19 protein-coding genes are annotated in these 23,550 nt (G+C 40.2%); 10 read left to right on the top strand and 9 right to left on the bottom strand.

All coding sequences use genetic code 11. The features are described from left to right. The first annotated feature begins 204 nt into the window (after window positions 1-204). From CLI64_RS06600 to CLI64_RS06590, 3 genes are all read left to right on the top strand, one after another. Entirely contained in the window at window positions 205-1,245 is a 1,041-nt protein-coding gene (locus CLI64_RS06600) for a cyclic nucleotide-binding domain-containing protein (protein ID WP_103136460.1), read from the top strand. A gap of 41 nt (window positions 1,246-1,286) precedes the next feature. Next, window positions 1,287-2,726, top strand: coding sequence for an NHLP bacteriocin system secretion protein (locus tag CLI64_RS06595; RefSeq protein ID WP_103136459.1), 1,440 nt, complete (start codon window positions 1,287-1,289; stop codon window positions 2,724-2,726). A 154-nt stretch (window positions 2,727-2,880) separates the two neighbouring features. Further along, entirely contained in the window at window positions 2,881-5,010 is a 2,130-nt protein-coding gene (locus CLI64_RS06590) for an NHLP family bacteriocin export ABC transporter peptidase/permease/ATPase subunit (RefSeq protein WP_264082506.1), read from the top strand. A gap of 36 nt (window positions 5,011-5,046) precedes the next feature. On the opposite strand, the gene CLI64_RS06585 is transcribed toward CLI64_RS06590, so the two are convergent. Beyond that, complete coding sequence (locus CLI64_RS06585) at window positions 5,047-6,063, bottom strand: cupin-like domain-containing protein (protein ID WP_157943205.1); 1,017 nt, start codon at window positions 6,061-6,063, stop codon at window positions 5,047-5,049. Between the two features lie 119 nt (window positions 6,064-6,182). Here CLI64_RS06585 and CLI64_RS06580 point away from each other — a divergent pair, with 119 nt between their 5' ends. The 4 genes from CLI64_RS06580 (at window position 6,183) to CLI64_RS06560 (ending at window position 10,942) form a co-directional block, all read left to right on the top strand. Next, complete coding sequence (locus CLI64_RS06580; protein WP_103136456.1) at window positions 6,183-7,034, top strand: thiopeptide-type bacteriocin biosynthesis protein; 852 nt, start codon at window positions 6,183-6,185, stop codon at window positions 7,032-7,034. Window positions 7,035-7,280: 246 nt separating this feature from the next. Next, window positions 7,281-7,646, top strand: coding sequence for a hypothetical protein (locus CLI64_RS06575; RefSeq protein WP_103136455.1), 366 nt, complete (start codon window positions 7,281-7,283; stop codon window positions 7,644-7,646). Between the two features lie 352 nt (window positions 7,647-7,998). Further along, on the top strand, window positions 7,999-9,186 hold the full coding sequence (locus CLI64_RS06565) for a YcaO-like family protein (RefSeq protein ID WP_103136453.1): 1,188 nt from the start codon (window positions 7,999-8,001) through the stop codon (window positions 9,184-9,186). Between the two features lie 79 nt (window positions 9,187-9,265). Further along, the gene (locus CLI64_RS06560; RefSeq protein WP_103136452.1) at window positions 9,266-10,942 is read left to right on the top strand and encodes a TfuA-like protein; all 1,677 of its coding nucleotides are present in this window, start codon (window positions 9,266-9,268) and stop codon (window positions 10,940-10,942) included. Between the two features lie 44 nt (window positions 10,943-10,986). Here the strand turns inward: CLI64_RS06560 and CLI64_RS06555 are convergent, their stop codons facing one another. The 4 genes from CLI64_RS06555 to CLI64_RS30675 form a co-directional block, all read right to left on the bottom strand. Further along, window positions 10,987-12,681 carry a serine/threonine-protein kinase gene (locus CLI64_RS06555; RefSeq protein WP_103136451.1) on the bottom strand — a complete coding sequence of 565 codons (1,695 nt, stop codon included), beginning with the start codon at window positions 12,679-12,681 and terminating at the stop codon, window positions 10,987-10,989. Between the two features lie 125 nt (window positions 12,682-12,806). Next, window positions 12,807-13,643, bottom strand: coding sequence for an alpha/beta fold hydrolase (locus tag CLI64_RS06550; RefSeq protein ID WP_103136450.1), 837 nt, complete (start codon window positions 13,641-13,643; stop codon window positions 12,807-12,809). A 451-nt stretch (window positions 13,644-14,094) separates the two neighbouring features. Then, window positions 14,095-14,829: a M15 family metallopeptidase gene (locus tag CLI64_RS06545; protein WP_103140621.1), complete on the bottom strand. Its 735-nt coding sequence runs from the start codon at window positions 14,827-14,829 to the stop codon at window positions 14,095-14,097. A 16-nt stretch (window positions 14,830-14,845) separates the two neighbouring features. Further along, a complete protein-coding gene (locus tag CLI64_RS30675) occupies window positions 14,846-16,267 on the bottom strand; it encodes a serine/threonine protein kinase (RefSeq protein ID WP_157943203.1) in 1,422 nt (473 codons plus the stop codon). Window positions 16,268-16,385: 118 nt separating this feature from the next. Here CLI64_RS30675 and CLI64_RS06535 point away from each other — a divergent pair, with 118 nt between their 5' ends. Next, complete coding sequence (locus CLI64_RS06535; RefSeq protein ID WP_103136449.1) at window positions 16,386-18,206, top strand: ABC transporter ATP-binding protein; 1,821 nt, start codon at window positions 16,386-16,388, stop codon at window positions 18,204-18,206. A gap of 368 nt (window positions 18,207-18,574) precedes the next feature. Here CLI64_RS06535 and CLI64_RS06530 read toward each other — a convergent pair whose 3' ends face one another. Next, window positions 18,575-19,939 (bottom strand): protein kinase, encoded by a 1,365-nt coding sequence (locus CLI64_RS06530; protein ID WP_103136448.1) that lies wholly within the window; start codon window positions 19,937-19,939, stop codon window positions 18,575-18,577. Between the two features lie 134 nt (window positions 19,940-20,073). Then, window positions 20,074-21,042 carry a DUF4351 domain-containing protein gene (locus CLI64_RS06525; RefSeq protein ID WP_103136447.1) on the bottom strand — a complete coding sequence of 323 codons (969 nt, stop codon included), beginning with the start codon at window positions 21,040-21,042 and terminating at the stop codon, window positions 20,074-20,076. Between the two features lie 86 nt (window positions 21,043-21,128). Here CLI64_RS06525 and CLI64_RS06520 point away from each other — a divergent pair, with 86 nt between their 5' ends. Next, window positions 21,129-21,311, top strand: coding sequence for a toxin secretion, membrane fusion protein (locus CLI64_RS06520; protein WP_103136446.1), 183 nt, complete (start codon window positions 21,129-21,131; stop codon window positions 21,309-21,311). Window positions 21,312-21,489: 178 nt separating this feature from the next. Here CLI64_RS06520 and CLI64_RS31175 read toward each other — a convergent pair whose 3' ends face one another. After that, window positions 21,490-21,663 (bottom strand): hypothetical protein, encoded by a 174-nt coding sequence (locus CLI64_RS31175; protein ID WP_192881687.1) that lies wholly within the window; start codon window positions 21,661-21,663, stop codon window positions 21,490-21,492. Window positions 21,664-21,768: 105 nt separating this feature from the next. Between CLI64_RS31175 and CLI64_RS31890 the strand changes: the two genes are divergently transcribed. Then, window positions 21,769-21,903, top strand: coding sequence for a hypothetical protein (locus CLI64_RS31890; protein WP_264082494.1), 135 nt, complete (start codon window positions 21,769-21,771; stop codon window positions 21,901-21,903). A gap of 104 nt (window positions 21,904-22,007) precedes the next feature. On the opposite strand, the gene CLI64_RS06515 is transcribed toward CLI64_RS31890, so the two are convergent. Continuing rightward, window positions 22,008-23,345: a serine/threonine-protein kinase gene (locus tag CLI64_RS06515; RefSeq protein WP_103136445.1), complete on the bottom strand. Its 1,338-nt coding sequence runs from the start codon at window positions 23,343-23,345 to the stop codon at window positions 22,008-22,010. Window positions 23,346-23,550 lie beyond the last annotated feature (205 nt).

Raw genomic sequence — 23,550 nt, 5'->3', positions numbered from 1 at the left:
TTAAGTTAAGTTAATTTTCCAGCCACTAAAAACAACAATTATGTTTGCTAAAGCCAAAGGTGATATTTATGGAAATTAATTACCTATATTAAAACTAATATTGCCGAATCGGCTCATAAAATTCTCATGACCATCACAACTTTACAAGCTCGCCGTTGATTACAAAAGATAACTTAATTGCATTAATTATCAAGTTTAGACAATATGCTCAAACAAATTTTGGCTAGTTTTCCGCATTTTTTAGCTTTTGCAGATAGAGATATTGATTGGCTACATAGTGTCAGCAAATTCATAGAATATCATCCTGATGAAGTGATTATTCAAGAAGGTCGAACAGTTCTCCATACAATTGAAATCTTGTTAACAGGTGCATTAAGTATTTGTGTTTCTCCCACTGGAAATATAGAAGATGCAGTAGAAATTGATCGGGTAGCTGCGGGAGAAATAGCAGAATCTCTATCTTTTATAGATAATCGTCCCCCCTCGATTAGTTGTATAGCGTTGGCAAAGTCACGCGTGTTATCTGTGCCTCGACTGGAACTAATTCAAAAGTTAGAGCGAGATACAGAGTTTGCTGCTCGTTTTTATCACATGCTGTCTATGTCACTGTCGCAGCAATTGCGAAGATTAACTGATTTTCTCGCTCAAAATAACGTTGTTCCTGGTGAACCATTACGCAAAGTTTTATTTGTATTTGCCATTTTGAATGATAGTGATATTGATTGGATGATTGCCCAAGGAATCAGAAAACAAGTTAGTCCAGGAACGATACTGATTGAAGAAGGTAAACCCGTTGAAGCATTATATATATTGTTAAATGGTAAATTAGGAATTTTTGTTAGCACCCCCCGCAATGGGCTGACTCAAAAAGAAATTGCGAAATCAGTTAAAGGTGAGATTTTAGGAGAGATGTCTTTTGTAGAAATGACAAATGCTTCTGCCACAGTCAAAGCCGCAGAATCTTCAGTATTATTGGCACTACCACAGCAAATATTAGCAGAAAAATTAAAGCAGGATACAGGATTTACAGCCCGTTTTTATCGAGCGATCGCTGTAGTTTTAACAGATAGAATCCGTGATCGATTATTCCGGCGTGGCTTTGGTAAATTAGCTTACCAATTAGATGAACTCCTATCGGAAAATATCGAAGTTGAAGATGAAATCGACTTAGATACATTAGACAATACTGCCCTAGCCGGTGCTAGATTTGACTGGATGATTAAACGACTAAATAAGCAATCTTGACAACAAAAGGTAAACTCTACCCAATTCTTAGCTTCTAATAAATGGCTGATAAAGAGAGTATATTTCGCAAAGAATCGCTGGAGCGGTTATCTTCTCCAGAGAGATTGGATCAATTAATGCAAATAGTCAATCCTTTAGACTGGCTACCTTTGGCTACTTTGGGTAGTTTTATTGTTTTGGGGTTAGTTTGGAGTATCTTTGGACGAATTCCCATTACAGTCTCAGGTAAGGGAATACTGATGCAACCCAATCAAGTTGTAACTTTTGAGTCTCCCATCTCTGGACAATTGCAAAGTCTAAATGTGAAACCTGGACAATGTATCGAAACAGGACATATTATCGCCACAATTGATCCTACTGATCTCAAACAACAATTGCAGCTCCAACGCTCCAAATTGGCACAATTACAAACACAAGAACGGGATGCTATTTTACTTCAGCGACAACGTACCACCAAGGAAAAAGAAGCGATCGCATCTGCTAGAGTTAGCTACATTCAACGTTTGCGAGATACCCAAACTCTCACGCCTGCATTTTATGAAAAAGGCTTAAATGCGATTCGTCAACAGCGTATTAGTTTACAGCAACGCCTCAAGGATGCGACGGAACTTGTACCAGTGCTGCAAGATAGATTTCAAAAACGTCAGCAACTTTTAGACGCAGGCGCAATTGCCAAAGATACCGTGTTACAAGCAGAGCAAGAATATAAACAAGGGTTACAAACCGTCTATGATATCCAAGCACAACTCAAGCAGTTAGATGTGCAAGAAACGGAAGCACAACAGAGATACTTAGGAAATCTCAGTTCTGTCGGTGAACTGCAAGCACAATTAAAAGACTTAGAAACGAGGAGTAAACGTATTGATCAAGAAAACGCAGAAAATATTAATACTAAAGTTAATCAAATTCAAGATACCAATCGAGCGATCGCCCAACTCGAAAAACAAATATTAGATAATAGTCAAATTGTCAGCCTCAGTAGTGGTTGTGTATTAGAAGTCTCCGCTTTTGTTGGTCAAGTCGCTAGTCCCGGAACTCCGCTTGTATCTGTCAATACCAGCAACGAAAACACTCCCCTCGTTGCCATCTCTTACTTTAACGTCAAAGATGGCAAACTGATTCAACCAGGAATGACCCTACAAATCACCCCCGACTCCGTCAAAAGAGAACGCTTCGGTGGTATTGTGGCTCAAGTCACCTCCGTTTCCGCTTTACCTGTGACTAAAGAAGGTGCAAATTCGCTGATTGGCAATCCTGACTTAGTGGCAAAAATCTTGCCGACTGGTGGCGGAGACATGGAAGTGCGAGCAGAAATGGTCATTGACCCATCCACCTTTAGCGGTTATCGTTGGTCTTCCTCCCAGGGGCCAAAATTAAACATTTCTGCGGGAACAACTACCACTGTACGGGTAAAAGTAGCAGAGCAAGCCCCCATTACTTTTGTTTTGCCTATTCTCCGTGAATTTACGGGAATTAACTAAAGAAATCTAGCGATTCTGTTCCCTCCCTTGAGCAATGAATTTAATCGTCTCACTTTCCCAACTCAATCCCTTTCGCAAACCAACACCACCGCCAGAATTAGGAACAGCACAAAGTCAAATTCCCTCCCGTATCAAAACTCCTACCCTCTTGCAAATGGAAGCCGTGGAGTGTGGAGCGGCCGCTTTAGGCATTATTTTGGCGTACTACCGTAAAATTGTCCCCTTAGCCGAACTGCGTCAAAGTTGCGGCATTTCTCGTGATGGCAGCAAAGCTTCTAATATGATTAAAGCTGCCAGAAATTACGGAATGCAGGCTAAAGGTTTTAAAAAGCAGTTGGAGCAATTAAAAACACTCCGTCCGCCATATATTGTCTTTTGGAATTTCAATCATTTTTTAGTAGTTGAAGGATTTAAAAACAATTGGGTTTACCTGAATGACCCAGCCACAGGGCCAAGACGAGTTTCCTATCAAGAATTTGATGAAGCTTACACAGGGGTTGTCCTGGTCATGGAACCAGGCACAGAATTTCAACGCGGCGGTCGTAAACCTAGCTTAATTGGTGCTTTGGTAGATAGATTACAAAGTTCTTGGGGGGCTATCCTCTATTGTTTACTCGCAGGATTTTTCCTAGTTATTCCAGGTTTAGTTTTACCAGTATTCAATCAGATTTTTGTTGATAGAGTTCTTATAGAAAACCGTACAGATTGGTTGCGTCCACTCATTTTGGGCATGGGCATCACTGTATTTATTCAGGGATGGTTAACATTTTTGCAAAGACGGTTTTTAAGAAAATTAAATATTAAGTTATCAGTGGAAATGTCTAGCCAATTTATCCACCATATTTTGCGCTTGCCAGTAGGATTTTATGCTCAAAGATTTGCCGGAGAAATCAGCAGTCGGATTAATATTAATACCAAAGTCGCAGAAGTCCTATCAGGTCAATTAGCGAGGACTGTAATTGATACAGTCATGGTAGTATTTTATGCCATAGTGATGTTTGCTTATGATGGGGTATTAACGGCTATTAGTGTGTGTTTTGTGGCAATTAATATCCTGGCATTACAGTGGGTTTCGCGGCAACGCACAGATATGTATATGCGAACCATACAAGACCGGGGTAAAGTCGCAGGTACAGAAATTGCCGCACTCCAAAGTATGGAAACCCTCAAAGCCTCAGCTTTAGAGTCAGATTTCTTCTCACGCTGGTCTGGTTACTATACCAAATTGATTAATGGTCAGCAGGAATTAGGCATCACCAATCAAGTATTAGGGGTTTTGCCGCCATTTTTGACTAGTTTAAGTTCACTATCAATTTTAGCGATCGGTGGACTGCGGGTCATGGATGGACATCTCAGCATTGGGATGTTGGTTGCTTTCCAAAGTTTAATGACTAGTTTTTTAACTCCAGTCAACTCTCTAGTGAATTTTGGCAGTACCCTACAAGAATTAGAGGGTGATTTGACTCGTTTGGATGATGTATTGCGAAACCCGACTGATCCTGAACTAGACAATCAAGATAGACATATTCAGCCAGTACAGTATGCGTTACCCTGTCAACTCCGGGGATATGTAGAATTTCAAAATGTCACCTTTGGCTATTCGCACACGAATGAGCCATTAATTAAAGACTTGAGTTTTCAGCTACAACCAGGAGAAAGAGTTGCTCTGGTTGGTGGTAGCGGTTCAGGGAAATCAACAGTTGCTAAATTGTTAGCAGGATTGTACCAACCTTGGTCGGGGGTAATTCTGTTTGATGGTATTCCCAAAGAGAAAATCCCTAGATCAGTCATGTCTAATTCTCTGGCGATCGTAGAACAGGATATTTTTTTATATGCTGGTACTGTCAGAGAAAATTTAACCTTATGGGACGATACTGTACCCAATTCGCAATTAATCCGAGCTTGTAAAGATGCTGCCATTCACGAAGCCATTCTAGCTTTACCTGGAGGCTATGATAGCTACTTGCTTGAGGGTGCAGCTAATTTAAGCGGAGGACAACGCCAGCGTTTGGAAATTGCTCGTGCATTAGTCAATGATCCGACAATTTTAGTCATGGATGAAGCAACTAGTGCTTTAGATGCAGAGACAGAAAAAATTATTGACCGGAATCTGCGCTATCGGGGATGTTCTAGCATTATTGTGGCTCACCGCTTAAGTACCATCCGCGACTGTAATGAAATCATTGTTCTAGAAAAAGGTCAGGTAATACAGCGAGGTAATCATCAACAGATGTCACAGATGGATAGTCCTTATGCAAAATTGATTCAATTGGAGCAAACCTGACTTGTCATCCAAAACGATCGCAACAGTGGAATCAAATTAGACTCTATATAAGGGAGCTTGTTCCAGTATCATTTGCCGTCGGCTCAATTCTCCCATACTCTTAATAGGCTCAAAACCCAGATATTGACCACGAATTTTCAGACAAAGATAGTTTAAAGCCGCTTGGCGATCGCTTTCCTGCTCACCAAATAAATGACTAGTATGCTCTAGTTTGTCTAACCATTCTGTATGATGTGACTGTGCCACCGTCTCGTCCATCAGCAACAACGACAAGGTCTGAACATCAACAGATGGAGCCGGAAACATTTGCGCCAATCGCCGATTATAAGAGTTACGTCCCAAACGATAAGCAATTGACATAGCCGGTTCTAAATATTCAATGTAATGCCAGATCATCATCGGCATAAAAATAGTTTCACCTGGATAAAGTACCACATCAATAGCATTGGTATAGCGGATAAAATCTATTTTCTCCGTTTCTGACATATTTTCTAAAAATAAGCCACTTGTACGGCATAAATTAGGCTGATTAATAGCATCTAGTTTGTGAGTTTCACGGGGATGAATTAATATAAATCGCTTTGTCCCGAACACCTGAAATAAAAGAACGTTACGCTGATCAGCATCATAGTGTAGATGGGCATAGTTCTTACTGCCAGCAACAAACATATTGGAATATAAGTCGCTTTCATTACTTAAATCTTGATATAAATTTAAAGGTAATAACTCCAGCAAATTTTGGGGTGTGGGATACTCAACACAAATATCAAGACTTGTGGGTTGTGCTTGCAAAAAGTCAAGATATGCGCCTAAGTTCATCATCCGAGCATCATCAGCTGATTTCGCAGACAACAGATTAGCGATGTAATTGGGACAAACTTGAACCGGAATGTCGCTAAGTCCAGTTCTGACCTTTTCTAGAGTATCCATTTGACACAGTGATGAAGTTTCAAAGAGATTCGTGATAATCACTGGACGTTGGGCAAGGATATACTCACGGTAAAACACATCCTTTGGTGGTGCGGCAATTCGCTCAATGTTATCGAGAGCCACTTGATTTTCTCTGTTACTAATATGGCGTAATACTGCTGTAACCTAGCTTCTTTTGTCAATATTTCTTTTCTTGACTTAACATCAATCTCTATAATCAACAAGCTGTACTCAAACGTTCCATGATTGACGACTCAAAGACAACTCAACCACCCAATAGTGATCAATGGGAAACTGGAGAATGGGTGCAACTGAATGTCGGACTTGTCAGACATCAGGGTGATGCACTTCCCAGTGCGCGGATCTTGTTTGCCAAGATCGCACCCTTAGTAAATAGCTGGCGGAGTTATGGTTTGTTACGTTGGTTTTTCTTTATGAGAAAACCGCCAGATGTGCGAATGCGGTTTTTTATTCAAGGGGATCAGCAACAGGCGATCGCAGAAATATCCGAGCTAATGTATTCTCTTCAACAAGAAAACCATATTCATCTGTTTTTCTTTAGCGAATACCAGCCTGAAACTGAACGGTTTGGTGGTACAAAAGCCATGCAATGGGTTCATCAGCACTTCGACATAGATACTTCCCAGTGGCTCATTCTTGACTACCTCCATCAACATCATCGGTGTGTTGTTCCCAAAGATGTACTTCTTCCCAGCTTGTTACATGACCTCTTTACCCGTGCTATGTCAGATCAGGTGTCAGTTCTGGCAGCTTGGCACAGTTTAGGTGATTTGATTCCCCCAGATCCTGAAGCCACAATGACCACTGTTGAACTACTTTCTCTAGAAAATTTATACCAGATTTACTCCGTTACAGAACAGGAAAAAGATGTATTGAAAGTATACACAAAATATAACCGTATTCTTGCCCAAAAGTTAGTTTATCTCCGAGATATTGGTCAATTATCCCAGGATTTACCTGATGTCCTTGCATCTATCGCTATGTTTACTTTCCATCGTCATGGCTTTGATGGGCGACAATCCGGAAAGCTGATTCCAGCTATCATCCACACTCTTCAAGATCTAAAAAATTGACCCTCACGGAAAAGGTATACAGCTAATTTCTGCAATTCAGATGTGAGTTGTCTGTATTGTTCGTCACAAAATTTTATAAAAATTCTCTAGACAGACTAATATACCTCCATTATTGTATTGATCATAATTGATTTATCTATGTACATAAGTAAACAATTTGTCTAAATTTTAACTGGGCAAGGGGATAAATACTTAATTAAGTCGATTCCCCATATTAACTTGCTGAAATCTCAAGGAGAATTCAAAATGTCTCAACAGAGTTTTGTGGAATACTACGAAAATTTTTTAGCGCAGCCAGCTAATTCTAATTTGCGTGAGACTTTAGATGCTTCGGAAGCAGGCGATTTTGCCAGAATTGCTGTTGAGCAAGGTGCAGCCAACGGTTTTGATTTTAATGCTGATGATGTGAAAGCCGTGATGGTTGCGACCGAGAAAGTGGTTCTTGGTTTACCAAATTCTACCCCTACTGTGAATATCCGGTCTATTAAGAGTGTTAATGGTATTAAAGCTAGACCAACTAACCGAGAATTATCAGAAGATGAGTTGGAAAGTGTAGCTGGTGGACTTGCTTCTGGTGATACTCCCAAATCTACAATTATGTGTTGTTGGTAGTCTCGATTTCATATTGGCGGTGTCAAGCTAGATGATAGTGATCTAAATTACACCGCAATTGTGCAATGTTTGACAGCAATTAAATTTCCAGGCACTTCCATCGAGGCTAATGGAGGTGCTTATTTTGATTCAGAAGACTGCACGGAATATCCTGATTTTCTAGAACACCAATTCAGTAATGCTGGAATAACCTCTCCCCCTACCCCTCTCCTACGAGGAAATGGGAGTTTGCCTCCCCCTTCCCTCGTAGGGAAGGGGGCTGGGGGGTTAGGTTTTTGATTACTGAATCGATGCTCTAGGAAATTCCCAAAATGCAATTATTCAATTGGAAGAGCAAAGATGCTCATGATCAATGTGGCAAAATTTGAATGCACCAAAGCTCAATCTTGATGGTACGTTTCGCACACAAGCACCCCATCAGACTTGGGAACGGCTACAAGAATTTCTACCTGCTTTTGGCATTACGCGTGTTGCGGATATTACTGGCTTGGACTGTATTGGGATTCCGGTTGCTCAAGCGATTCGACCAAACGGGAAGGCCTTTTCTGGTTCTCAAGGTAAAGGAATTTCGCTGCTATTGGCGATGATTTCCGCCGCAATGGAATCTGTGGAATCTTATCACGCTGAAAATCTGCCAAAACCAGAGATAGTTGCTTCCTATGCAGAAATCTCTCGTCATCATCAGGCGATCGCGCCTGATAAACTAGAACCTGGGAAAAGATGGGCAGCTTATCATCCTACTAAACCTTTAGATTGGATTTGCGGCACAGATTTATTCACCAATCAACCTGTGTATATACCGCAAGCTTATCTAGATTTAGATACTACTGTAGAGAAACATGATACGGGAATATTCAGCACTTCTAGCAATGGACTAGCATCAGGCAACCACTTACTGGAGGCGATCGCACATGGCTTATTTGAAGTCATCGAGAGGGAAGCTGAGTGGCGTTGGTGGCAGTTGCCGATAGAGCAGAGGATTAACTGTTTGGTGGAGATTCAAAGTATTAAGTCTCCTTTACTACAATCACTACTCCATCAAATTCAACTGGCTGGGGCAAAAGCTGTCATTACAGATTTATCCTCGACTGTGGGGATACCTACTTATAAATGTCTGATCAGTGATATCGAAAATTGGCACGGCCGCCCCACAACTGTAGGATGGGGGTGTCACAGTTCTAAAGAAATAGCCTTAGCGCGGGCTATTACGGAATCAGCTCAGTCACGGGTTACACTGATTGCAGGTAGTCGGGATGACACTCATCCTGAAAGTTATGCGTTGGGACGTTTCAAATTACCTGGTAGTAGCCCAACTCCCAAGTTTAGTGGCAAAAGACCAATTGCCACCCTCATTGATTTTGAAACGCAGCCCGAACTTCCCCCGACAGCCACCTTTGCAGCAGAAATTCAGCAAATCCTCGATTGTCTCAGTAGTCTAGGCTTTCATCAAGCTGTATTTGTTAATCACACACGCGAGGAGTTTGGCTTCCCGGTAGTTCATGTTGTTGTGCCAGAAACACATCTTCCTGCATCTTATTAGGGGTGTAGTATCAATTCAAAATTCAAAATTTAGACTTTCTCTACTAATGAATTTAATTTTGCGCGACTAATGAATCAACATGGACTTGATGGCTTTAGAACCCAGTCAGATTTACGTTTATCTTGGCCCGACTCTCTCAGTTAACCAAGCTAGTCAGATTTTACCAGCCCGTTACCTAGCTCCTGTCCGTTGTGGTGATATTCTGGCTTGCTTGCGGTTAAAACCCCGTGTGATTGCCATTATTGATGGTTTTTTTGATCGCAATGCTTCCGTGTGGCATAAAGAAATTCTGTGGGCGATCGCCACAGGAGTACGGGTATTTGGCGCAAGTAGTATGGGCGCACTCCGCGCTACTGAACTAGAAGCCTTTGGGATGGAGGGATTTGGGGCAATTTTTTCTGCCTATCGAGATGGCAAGTATATCGGGGACGATGAAGTGGCAATTTTACATAGCAACGCTACATCCCAGTACCAACCCTTGACAGATGCTTTAGTTAACATTCGCGCCACAGTTAACCAGGCGGTGTCCCACAACATTCTTGAGCCAGCGATCGCCAATTTAATCATCAATTGTGCGAAAAAGCAGTTCTTCGGTCAACGATATTTACGCCAAGCGGTGGCGGATGCTGAGGCACTGGGGGGTGATGCTAAAGTTTTAGCTCATTTTTGGGAATTCATAGAAAATGGTGGCTATGTAGACCAAAAACAATTAGATGCCGTTGAATTGTTGAAACATCTGGCAACTATGATTGGGGAGAATCTTGAGCAGAATCAGGTACAGTTTCAACTCAACAAGTCAATGTTTATAGAAGAACTCCAGGCGAGAGTAGCCATTCGTCCCCTACCACAAGCCTATTCTTGGCTACCTCTAACGGAAAAAGTATGTCAAGAAGCCCGATTTCTCGGCAGGGTTTACATTCAGTTACGTAATCTGGCTGGGCTAGTGCGATGGTGTGATGCTGTGGCGCAAAGTCAAAATCTGCCACCCCTAGCGGTTAATTTAGCTGAAATTAATGTTACTCCAGATGAGTTAGAACCCGCTTTAGTGAAACGTTGGGGACGGATTCAAGCATTGCTGAAAATTTATAGTGAACATGATGGTTTTCACCAACAGGTTGAGCAATTACATGAATTGATTCTGACGATGGTTGGTAAACATCTCTCTGTAGAAGAGAAAGACAATCAAACTCAATCGGTATTAGCAAGTTGTGAGCAGAAATTGTATCGTTTAGTTGCGACTCTCTGGGCTTTAGCGGAACAAACCCACAGCGAGTCTGAGGTACATTTAAGACCTAGCATTACTCAAAAAATTACGCAAAACTTTTTACAACAACAGGGCGTGACTAACGAGGCGGAATTAGAGACTTGGCTGACAAACAAAGGCTGGAATCTAACTGAATTTTCGCAGATGATGACAGCGATCGCACGCCTAGAGGGATTTGTGAATGTACCGCGCTGGTGGGGTAGAGGTATGAGCGAACATTTCTCTGTAAGTGAGTGTTTTCTTGCCGATGCCTTAAAGTTATCTGGATTTTATAGCATCTTAAGTAAAACAGTACAGTCAGCTTCCCAATTACAGAATAATTCTGAGGAAATCGAACTAAGAAATTGGTATCAACTCAATGCTTTTCCCCCAGTATGTAACATTACCCAAGTAGCTTTTTGGTTAGATTTTAGTGAACCAGAAGATTTTGTCAAAGAACAACAAACACGTCTGTTAACAATTCAAAATTCAAAATTCAAAATTCAAAATTAAAGACATTTTCAGTCGGGGATATTGTGTCTCATGAAGTAAGTAAATCAAGGTTTATTAGAAATGATTTTAAATTTATCTGGTGAACTTAACGAATAATCTTCTAATTTAAAATCAGCAAAAGGTTTATTTATCAATCTGTCTCTTAAGGCTTCATTGATAATAATACCTTTGCTTGGATTTCTCATCCCCATAATAATTACACTATTTTGATATCTAGTTAATTCCTGGTTATTTTTACAACCTTCTTTTTGAAATCTTCCTAAATTTAATAAACTATAACTTTTGACATTAGTAGTTTTAAAGATTTTTTTGGCTAAATTCTGGATATTTTGGGAACGTTCTAAGGCTCGACTATGGGCAGTTGCTAGTTTTAAGTTACAATTTGCTGTACCTACAGAAATTATCTCTGTGGGTTCTTCCATAATTTCTTGAATGCCTTCTTGCTCTAACATTAATTTTAAAACATCAAGACTAATGGTTTGATTGGTATTTGTGATTTGAAAGTTACTATCAGCTAACCATTTATAATCTACGGATAAAACAGCTATATTAAATTCTGCTTCTCTACCTTGATTATCTCTACCTACCTCATAAGGAAAATAATCAATTTTGCCTTTTCTTTGTGGTGATTGCGTAACTGTTGGGAGTAGAGTAACAAACTTCCGATTGTCAGTTAAAAATGCGACTACACTGAGTAATCCCAAGGAAACTAATAGTGCAGTTAGTAAAGCTGTGAGAGATATCTTTCGGATGTGCTTGGTTGACGGCGATAAAAGAGGCTCAATTTTTGGTTCTTTAAACTCTATATTTGGAGATTCTGCAATAATTTTATTATCTTCGGATTTATGGTGATTTTTTGTAGTTTTCAGTTCTTCTAGACGAAACAAAATTGCTTGGGAATTGGCTGGACGATAATTGATTTCTGGTGTCATCAACCAATCAATTAAATTTAGAAATGAAGACGAATATTGATGAGCGTATCTACGCCAATGTAATAAATTATGGCGCGCATCATACATATCTAAGGGATGTTTCCTGGCTAACAAAAAAGTGAAAGTGCGTCCTAGCGCAAAGAAATCTGAGCGCAGAGTCATTTTCCCTTGCATTTGTTCTGGCGCACTATAACCAGAGGACATTGTAGGTGTGTTACTACGATTTTGGTAATTTTGAGTTAATTGTTTTGCTGTGCTGAAGTCGATTAAAACTAGTTGTCCATTGGGACGAATAAGAATATTGGAGGGTTTAATATTTAAATGTAGATAACCTTGAGTGTGGACTATGTCTAAGATTTCTGCTATTTGTTTTAACCATGCGATCGCCTGTTTTTCAGAAATAAGCTGCTGTTGTTTTTCTACCCACTCTTCTAAATTAATGCCCTCAATTTTTTCTAATACCAGACAGTATAGAATTAAGTCATTTCTAGTATGGTGTTGAAAATACGCATCTACTCTAGGAATACCAGGATGATTGAGTTTTCCCAGAAACACAGCTTCTTGATGAAACAATTCTACCGCTTTGCTATCAGTAGCTGAATTTGCTGGTAATACCTTGATAATTTTATTTGTACCTTGTTCCTCAGCTAGATAAACCTTGCCAAATCCAGTCGTGTCACTCAATAAATGTTTGACTCGATAACGTCCGACTAATTCCAACTGAGAACCACAACTTTGACAAAAGCGGTTTTTTCCATTGAGGGGATGATTCGGTTTAGGGCAAACTGGATTTATGCAAAGGCTCATGATGTGAAGTCATTAGTCATTAGTCAATAGTCAATAGTCATTAGTCAATAGTCATTAGTCAACAGTCAACAGTCAATAGTTTTCAAACTCCAATGCCCCATGCCCTATGCCCTATGCCCTATGCCCTATGCCCTTTCTTTGAGAAATGATGCAACTGTTTGATTAAATGCGGCTGGTGCAGTTAAGAAAGGCCAGTGGTTGCCAGGAACTTGGCAGATGCGGAGATTTGTTAAGTGGGTTTTATAGGGTTTGATTTGCCAGTCAAAACGGTTTAAACCTTGTTCTGGCTGGATGAAGAGGGAGGGAGTGTCTACAGGGGCGATGAACCCAGGGACGCGCATCACATCTTCAAAAATGCCGTCACGGGCGTTAATAGTGAACTTACTACCCCAACTACCATCGGGTTTTTGTTCTAGTCCGGCTTGAAAAACTTGCTGTTGTAATGTACTCCAACCCTGATACTGATTTAACTGCTTGGCTTGGGCTTCGGCTGCTTCGTAGCTGCTAAATGGCCCCATTCCCTTCAGAAAAGATAGATAACGGTACAACAGGGGAAAAGTTAGCCGGAACAAGCTGGGCATTTGCCAAATGAAAATGGGATCAACTAGCACCATACTCCGTAGACGTTGGGGGCTAACTCTAGCCCAGATAGCAGCTAGTTTACCTGTCCAGGAATGAGTCACAATATGAGCAGATGACCACCCCAGATGATCCATGAGTAATTCTAGATCAGCGATCGCACTAGCAAAAGTATAGTCTGTTTCTGGCTTACTACTTTCACCATGACCCCGCATATCAGGCGCAACTATATGATACTCCGCCGCTAAATCATCTCCCAAACTCGACCACACCAAAGCATGATCTGCCAACCCATGCAGCAGCAGCAAAGGCTTTTTACCTTGATTCCACTCCAGGTAAGACAATTTAATCTCAGATGTTACTAAAGTTTGGCGTACAGGCATTGTCTTAAAAAATTCAAAATTCAAAATTCAAAATACTCTACGAGTAGGCTTGCACCTACAAAATTCAAAATGAGGAAAGTCTGAGTTGGCATCCTGGTTGGTGGAATAGTGTAAATTCCGAGTACGTTGACTAATTACATCCATCCTGAGAGATATAATTGCGCGTTTATTATGGTACTGCGAAAGCCTGGACTTACCAAGGGTAGGTTAGATGTTCTCTTTGCAATAGGGACTGGGGACTGGGGACTGGAGACTAGGGACTAGGGAAAAAGTAGACAAGGTAGAATTTATTTCCTAACTCACTCATTAGTCATTACTCAGCACCGGCTAAACGCCGCGCTACCGCTAACAGCACTCAGCACTCATTACTCATTACTCATTACTCATTACTCATTACTCAGCACCGGCTAAACGCCCCGCTTCCGCTAACAGCACTCAGCACTCAGCACTCCTAATGTATCTGACTAAACGGCACATCCATCACCGGAAAATTTTCCCATCCAGGCGCGTCAAAATGCCACCATTCTGTTGATAAACCGGTAAATCCCTGTTTTCTCATCGCATCTTCTAGCAATTGGCGATTTTTGCGGGATTCTGTGCTGCCACCGTCATAATCTCTGTGGGATGCTGGGGTAAAAGTATCAAAGGCACTGGGCATTTCTAGTTCTTGTCTGTTGCGGTTAACTAGCGTCAAATCAACTGCTGCACCTCGATTATGTCGAGAACCATAGGCGGGGTTAGCTACATATCTATTATCTGGTAGTGTCTGCCACATGATTTTCTGCACAGATAATGGTCTGTAGCAATCGTAAACTTTTAACCCTAATTGATTTTTCTCTAATTCTGCTTGGACTTTGGCTAGCTTCTGGGCGACTCCATACCGCAGTACACACCTAGCTTCGGGGTAAAGTTGCTTTTTGAGAAAGTTATTTTTTGTGGCGTAGCGAATATCAATAACAATGTTTTGATTAATTGATTGAATATCTACTAACTGACTCTCGTCTGTGACATTAATTTTCTGTTGTTGATTCAATGTGGGAGTAGGGTTAGCAGAGATAACTATATTATTGGGGGTTGATGTCTGGATAACAGATTGGGCTGTAATCGATTCGCTATGACGGCAACTAACGATTAATAATAATGTGGTGATGGTTAAAATTATAAATCTTAAGGATTGATAAAACATAGCTTTTTTCCACATATTAATTACAAACTCTACGGGTGCGATTACCAGCTAACCATCCTTTTAAGGGTTGATCAATTAAATACCAACCATTTTGTTCTTGCACAACAGATATAGGTGTGCCATTTTCTAACTCTCCGAGAAGTGTGTAGTTAGTACCAGGGCCAGAACGCACATTTAAAGTGGGGTCTTGGGGGTCAGCTACTTCTATAACGCAAGTGACGGGAGTTGGTGAACTTACAGATGTGGGTGTTGATGTGGGTTGATTGTTGGCAGGGCTATTATTAGTAATAATAGTTGTTGGTGTGGGTGTTGGGTTGGTATTGTTGGGAGATATCATAATATTTTTAGAGATATTCACATCAACATTCACTGGTGATTTTGATGGTGTAATACTTTGATAAGCATAATATGTTCCTACCCCTCCTAATAGGATGATGCTAACGCCAGCTATTAATTTAATTGGTTGTTTTGATGGTGATGACTGGGGTGTATTTGTTAGTGGAACTGTAACAGCAACCTGTGGCGGCGTGGATTTTGTTCCATCCACAAAAGCCTGCTCAATAGTTTGTAAACGCTGTAAAATTGCGGTAGAATCTTGAGGTCTATTCCCAGGAAATGGCTGCATCATATCATCAATTAAATCTGCTAAACCAGGGGAAATATGATGAGCTTGTTCACGCCATTGTAATTGACCTGTGTGGTACTCTTCATTAAATTCTGTGGGATTTTTTCCCGTAAGTAAATAAACAAATGTCCTTCCTAAAGCGAAAAAATCTGATTGGGGAACTGCTTTACCATTCATTTGTTCGCTAGGGGTGTAACCTGCGGAAATAATTCCTGTGATTTGCTGTCCTTCTAGCTTTTGCATGAAGGTTTGGGTGACTTCTCTGGCTGTACCAAAATCAATTAATGCTAATTGTCCATTTGGTCGCAGGATAATATTGGGGGGTTTAATATCGCGGTGGAAATATTGTTTTTGGTGAACTACTTGCAGAATTTCTATGAGTTGTTTTAACCAGCGTATCGCTGCACGTTCAATAATTGGTTCATGATTACGCCCTTGCATCCAGGTTTCTAAGTTCATTCCCTCTATTTTTTCCATGATTAAACAGTGTAGAGGGGGACTATTTTTGGGTTGAAAAATAAAATATCCGTCAGCTTCTACCCTGGGAATACCAGGATGATTTAACTGTTGTAATACAACTGCTTCTTGCTGAAATAGTTCTATGGCTTTGGGTTGAGTATTATGGAGAACCTTTAAAATCTTTTGTGTACCGTTGTCCTCAATTTCAAAGGTTTTGCCAAACCCACCAATACCCAATGGTCTAATCACTCTGTAACATCCTTGCAATAGCAAATCAGAACCACAGGCTACACAAAACAGGGACATATCCGTGTTTTGCGGCTGGGGACAGTGAGGATTGATGCAATAACTCATAGGTGGTTGCAATAAGATTACATTTGTAGTATAGAAATTGGTAATTACAAATACAAATTTTGTGAACTAAATTCAGAATTTCCCACAGGGATGTTACTCTCACGCTATAAGAATAATAATGAAGAGTAAAAAGCAACGTCATCTCCTGCGTCAATCACTGGCCGTTTTTCGTTACAGTGGACGGGCGATAAATTTAGTGTGGACGACTAGCCGCACTTTGACCATTATTTTGGCTGGTTTCACTTTATTAGCTGGTTTACTGCCTGCGGCGATCGCTTACTTTGGTAAATTAATTGTGGATGCTGTAGTATTAGCATCCCAAGGAAACACCGAGGGGAATATTTACCTACCTTTATTGTATGTTGGCTTAGAAGCGATCGCTGTAGTTCTACTGGCAGGTTCTCAACGAGGATTAATCATCTGTCAATCTCTATTGCGCGTCCTCTTAGCCCAAAGAGTCAACGTTTTAATTTTAGAAAAAGCCCTGACTTTAGATTTACCCCACTTTGAAAACTCAGAATTCTATGACAAATTAACCAACGCTAGACGAGAAGCATCCACACGTCCCCTTTCATTAGTTAACCGCACCTTTGGCTTAGTCCAAAATGCCCTTTCCCTCATCACCTACGGCGTTTTATTATTCAACTTCTCCATTTGGGCAGTCATTGTTTTAATTATGGCAGCCATGCCAGCTTTTATTGCCGAAACTCGCTTTGCTGGCGAAGCCTTTCGTTTATTTAGTTGGCGCGCACCAGAAACCCGCAGACAGCAATATATAGAACATCTCTTAGCTAGAGAAGATTTTGCGACGGAAATTAAACTCTATCAACTAGGAGAAATGCTGTTAGGACGTTACCGCGACGTATTTCACCAACTCTATCACGAAGACCGTGATTTAACTATCCGTCGGGGAATGTGGGGATACTTATTAAGCTTAGTCAGTACGATCGCCTTTTACATTGCCTACGCTTGGATTGTCTTTGAAACCGTAGTCGGGAGAATTTCTTTAGGCGATATGACTATGTATCTCACAGTTTTTCGCCAAGGACAATCTACCTTTAGCAATGCCCTCACCTCCATCGGTGGGATGTATGAAGATAACCTCTATCTTTCCAACCTCTACGAATTCCTCGAAGAAAAAGTCACTCAACCTCTAGGTAAAATCACCAAAGGAATAGACTCCCAAGACGGTATTCGCTTTGAAAACGTCACATTTACCTATCCTGGAAACTCTAAACCAGCTTTAAAAAACATTTCCCTACATTTGAAACCAGGGGAAAAATTAGCCATTGTCGGTGAAAACGGTTCTGGAAAAACCACCTTAATTAAACTCCTGACTCGACTATATACCCCAGACTCCGGCAGAATTTTATTAGATGGCGTAGATTTACAATCATGGAATGTAGATAAACTCCGCCAACGCATCGGCGTAATTTTTCAGAACTTTGTGCGTTATCAATTCACCGTTGGGGAAAATATCGGTGTAGGTGACGTAGATAGCCTCAATGATACAATCCGTTGGCAAACCGCCGCCCAAAAAGGCAAAGCACACTACTTTATTGAACGCCTACCCCAACAGTTTCAAACCCAACTCGGCAAATGGTTTAAAAACGGACAAGAATTATCTGGTGGACAATGGCAAAAAATCGCTCTCGCCCGTGCCTTCATGCGAACTAAAGCAGATATCTTAGTTCTAGATGAACCGACATCAGCCATAGATGCTCAAGCTGAATATGAGATTTTCAATCACTTCCGCGCCCTCACCGAACATCAAATGGTCTTTTTAATATCTCACCGCTTTTCAACAGTCAGAATGGCAGACAAAATTGTGGTAATTGATAATGGGGAGGTAGTAGAACAGGGAACTCATGAGGAATTGTTAGCCTATGAGGGACTATATGCCAAATTATTTTTATTACAGGCAGCAGGTTATCATTGAAACTCTATCAAAAGGCAAGATTAATCCCATAACGTGAAAAGTTAGATGCTAATTTGTTAGGTGCGTCAGTATGAAGATTTTCGTTGTGTAATTAGGTTTTTCCCGACTGACGCACCCTACATACTTGAAAAAACCAAACTATGTAAAGTAATGTAATGTAAAAAAAACTGAATTTAGTTCGTAGTAAGGACTTTAGTCCTCTCTTCGAGACGCTTGCGCGTAGCTTGCTTCCCCGCAGGGGTACACTACAAACCTTTAATTATTTACACCGTTCTGACTTGAAAAAGGGGTTTAGGGGTATAAGGGTATAGGGGTGTAAGGGAAAGACTTTTTCATGTGTTCTGGTGTATCCAGTTCATGACGGCTACTTAAATACTATTTAAAAGAGAATTTTTAAAATCTACCGCACTCTTGAAATAAATTTCCGGCTTTTCTATTAGTCCCAAATCAATTACTTCCGCTAACTTCTTGGGGATACTTGCATTGCGTTGCAGAATTGGTACAGGGTCATTTTGCAACACAGCTAAAAACGGATCACCTGTAAAATTGCGGGGTAATTCCCCTGTTAACATATTATAGAGAGATGCAGCAGTTGCCCAAATATCAACTTCTGGTTGTACATATTTAAAATTAAGTAGCTGTTGACGAGGGATAAAAGCAGGTGTTCCAGCCTGAGAACCTGTGAGAGTTTGTCCGCTTAATCCTGCTAAATCAAAAGCTTTAGCTAAACCATAATCACCTATTTTGGCGGTAATCTTACCGTCAATGTAATTAAGTAAAATATTACCTGGTTTCAAATCACGGTGGACTAAACCCCTACCTTTACCAAAACCACCATCGCTTAATTTCACATAAGGAATTTCTGCATTGTGACTATATTCCAAACCGTTGAGAACTTGCAGAGTAATTGGTAATGCAATATCAACAGGTAATTTACCACCATATTGTTGCATTAAATCTGCAACAGTTCCTCCAGCACAATATTCCATTGTGAAGAAGAAAATACCCTCAAAAAAGCCATAATCAATGACTTGTACAACATGAGGATGCTTTAAATATTTAGTATTTTCTGTCTCTCGTAAAAACCTCTGCACTGCGTTTTCATTTCCTGAAATTGCAGGTAACATGACTTTCAAAGCGATCAATTTACCTGAATTGTTATGCTGTGCTAAATAAACTTCACCAAACCCACCCCTACCCAATAATTTAATGATATTGTACCCTTGAATCGCCAGCAATTGATTATTTCCATTGGCGGCTAAACCCAACCAGCGTTTGATAATTTCTAAGAAGTTGGGCGGTTGTGTTGGTGGTTGATTATGATTAATAGTGACAGGATAAAAGTTAGGAATGTTTATTTCTGCTGGGTCAGATTCGATATGAACTGCAAACACAGTGTTGCCCAATTCAATCTCATCATCAAATTGTAAATCGTATTCAGGGAAATTTAATTTTGCACCTTCTTCTGGTGTTTGATGTGCTTCTCTCTGCCCAATTTTTTGACCGTTTACATAAGTACCATTTTTACTACCAAAGTCTCTAATTCTTATATTTGGTGGCATGATATCTAACAAACAGTGATAGCGCGAAATCGTTTTATGGTCTGCATCATCTGGTAGTTGAATATTTGCCTCTGGGCTTCTGCCCATAATACACGTAGCGCGGGAATCGAAGGTATATTGTCTTCCTAAAAGTTTATCTTTAATAATAGTAAGGGTAATTTTTGCAGGCATGGGATGTTTTTAAATTAGATTTTAAGTTTAAATTGATAGGTAAGTATAACGGTGGAAATAATGAAATGTTCGTAGTAAGGACTTCAGTCCTCAAATCAGGACTAAAGTCCTTACTACGAACCTGAAATAAATGATTAATTCGACTCTAACCAATGAACTAAATCTGTGATGTTACTAAAATCTAATAAAGCTTCGCTCAGATTTTCTAATTGGTTTACAGAAAGGGCTTGGATACGTTGTTGGATTTCTGGCGATAGTTCACCTAATCTTCTTTTGAGTTGTTTTAGAATAATTCCTAATTCACCTTCTTGTTTCCCTACTTCTTTGCCCTCTTCTATTCCACGCTCGTAACCAATGCGCTCGGCTGAGGTAATATATCTCATAGTCCTTTCCTGCTCTAATTGTTGAACTTCTGAACACAATTGATTTTCTAATGCTTTTGGTAAGATCATAACCCAATCGATAAATCGATAGAGGTTACGAATATCTTGTTCTTGCAAACCTAAATCATATAATCTGCGAATCAAGCTGAATTTCCAGATTTTGCGTTCTTGGGGTGATGAGCGTGTTTGCTGGGTTTTTAAATGCGCCATCACGACTGTCGCAAAGGGATTAGTGTTATTTTCTAACTCATCAAAGCGATTTTCGTAATCTAACAGTTTCACTATGCCAAATTCAAAGTTGAGGCGAGTTTGGGGATAATTATAACTGTAATTATTTGGTCGCCATTGGCGGTTGGTGTCGCATAAAATTGCTAAACTAATGGCTGGTTTTTCAAATCTGTCGAAGATGCGAAAGTTGTAGGTGAACATCCGTTTACTAAAGTCATCTTCTTTTTGGGCTTGAATTTCTACGTGGATTAATAACCAGATTTCTTCGCCTTGGATTTGCCAAACTTTGACTAATTGATCAGCATAGCGTTTACCTTGTTCGGCTTCACGGGCGATTTGTTGAAATTCGGTGTTGAGAAATTCGTAAGGGCGTTCCCAGTCAATTAATGCAGCAGTTTCAGGGAAAAAGAATTGCATGGCTTGGGGGAAATATGCTTCGAGAATTTCTTTCCACGGGCTGTCAAAATCTGCGCGTTCATTATTGTCTTTCATGAATATTATGCTTTTTATGCCTAAATATATTTAACATTAAAATTATGATAGATAAGTAAATAACATATATGTTAATTTAAGTCGCAATGGAAATTTTTTACCGTAAAGTTAACCTGAAAGAGCAAAAAAGTGATTTTGCTTATTGGCAAACACAACCTTATCAAGCACGACTGGAAGCTTTAGAAGAAATACGACAACAATTCCATAAATGGAAATATAACAATGCTGAACCAAGACTTCAAAGAGTTTATACAATTTCTCAACGATAATCATGTCTGCTATCTTATAGTTGGTAGGGTGCGTCAGTATGAATAATTCCTGGGTGTAGTTAGGTTCTCTCGCACTGACGCACCCTAATGGCTGCTTCTTTAGTAGCATCGTCAATAGTCATTTTTGAGCTACCAACATAGCATTGATATGGGTAAAAATTCTGTCTAGTTCTCCAATTTACTCTAATTCGATAACTTCTTCTGTGGTCAATAAATCAGCTTTTTTACGTTCCAGAAGTTCTTCCATCCGTGCTTGCAGTGCGTCGTTAAATTTGAACAGATGGAAATGCTCTACTTTTTCTAATTGAATACTACCAAGCAAAGATGAAGGTCTAGCAATAACGGTTGTCATGGTTTATCAATAACAGTTTTTAGGGTTATTACTAATTTTAAATAAATTTCTCTTGCATTATGGACTTTGGTGTTGGGTTGACGAAGGAAACCCAACCCACATCTCATGTTTTTTTGGGATGATTGGGAAATGGAAAATGAGGAAATTGAACGGGTAGCGTCTAACTTTGTTAAAGCGAATTGTTATAACTCTAACCCTATAGCTAAGGATAATGTACTACAAAAACCAGAGCCAGAATGAAAAACTCGGTGACAGGTATCGGAAACCCAGAACCCGCAATGCTTCGTGAGACATCACTTATTCATAAAAGTTAATAATTCTCTGTAACCTTTATATGTTACACTTTACAAATCTCGACGAGAGAGGAGAGACGGCACACACCCCCACCCACCATATTTCATAGCATTCTTGAGCGGGAGGAGTCCTTCCGGTGCTGTTCTATCAAAAGTAATATCGCTGTAGTACAACCACTTCCACTTCCCTCCACTAAACCAACTCCCTTTCTTACGCCATCCTACCTTCTCGCCAAAGGCTTCCCAAATTTTCTCGTCGTAGTTTCTCGTTCCACCCAAACTTTGATAAATGCGCTTTTGAACAGAAAACCCAAACTGCCCATTGCTGTATCTTACCCACAATTGGTCAATGGTACGGAGGTCTTCACAGGGAAAATGCTCAATGTCTTCTTTACGTAAGTAACTCTCTTTTTCCCGTTTCGCTACTGCTAAGATTACGCTTCCTGTTACACAATTTGCGTCGTACCATCTCCCAGCAGCGAGTAAGTCACGCAGTTGGCGGTAGTCCATCCCTACAGCTGACTTTAATTGTACTTCTGGATCGCCACTACTAACCAAACCTAAATTTTTCCGAAATTCTGTGACTGTGGGAGTACGTTCTTCTGATTCTAACTCCATGCCCATGAGAATTGCATCATTCACTCTCTGACTAATCTGGGAATTATAACTGCGTGGTTCTGGTAAAGGTTCATCATCATATTTACGATTGAGTGCAGGTACGGGATGTTCTTCTTCTTCTTTTTTGAGCCCATCAGCCGTAAGCAGATAATATAAAGTCGCAGCTAAGGCGTAAACATCTGTATGCGTACCAAAATTACCTTTGCGTCTATATTGTTCAATGGGTGCATAACCTTGGGTAAAGGAATTAGTCATGCTTTGGGTGGCAAGATTTCGGGTTAAACCAAAGTCAATGAGGACTGCTTCTTGTTGATGCTGTCTGAGGATAATATTTTGAGGTTTGATATCTCGGTGTAGGTGTCCCTTTTGATGAATTAATTCTAAGGCTTGACCGATTTGGTCTATATATAACAGTGCTTCTGTTTGTGATAATTGTCCTTGATTTTGGACGTGTTGAAATAAAGTTACCCCATCTATATATTCCATCACCACGCCCAAGAGTTCACCTTCTTGGATGACTTCATGCACTTTGAGAATATGGGGATGGTCAAATCCTCTAATAGTCAAGGCTTCGTTAATAAATTTAATCTGTTGTTCAGCAAAATCATTCCTGAGTTGCATTTGCTGATTTAGGGTTTTGATGGCGTATAGTTTGCCTGTGCTGGGTTCTAAGGCTTTGTAGGTGATACCAAAACCACCGCTACCCAAGGGTTTACCCTGGATGATAAATCTACCGTTGTTGATTTTTTGATCAGGTTGCCAAATTATCATGGGTTTGTGAAAGTTAACTACCCTTGTTAACCTAAGATAACGGGGGTGTGGTGATATGTAGTCCAGTATATTCTAGTTGCCAATTATAGGTATTTGTAGGTGTGTGATATTCTGTGTCTCTAGTCGTTTAGGAGACATGAGAACAGAAATTATCTTAGAGGTAAGGTGCGTCAGTATATGTAGTAGCATGACAAGGCTAAATTTG

The organism is Nostoc sp. CENA543, from assembly GCF_002896875.1.
Taxonomy (GTDB): Bacteria; Cyanobacteriota; Cyanobacteriia; order Cyanobacteriales; family Nostocaceae; genus Trichormus.
The sequence above is the reverse complement of the archived record's forward strand: the minus strand, read 5'-3'. Positions and strand labels throughout refer to the sequence as shown.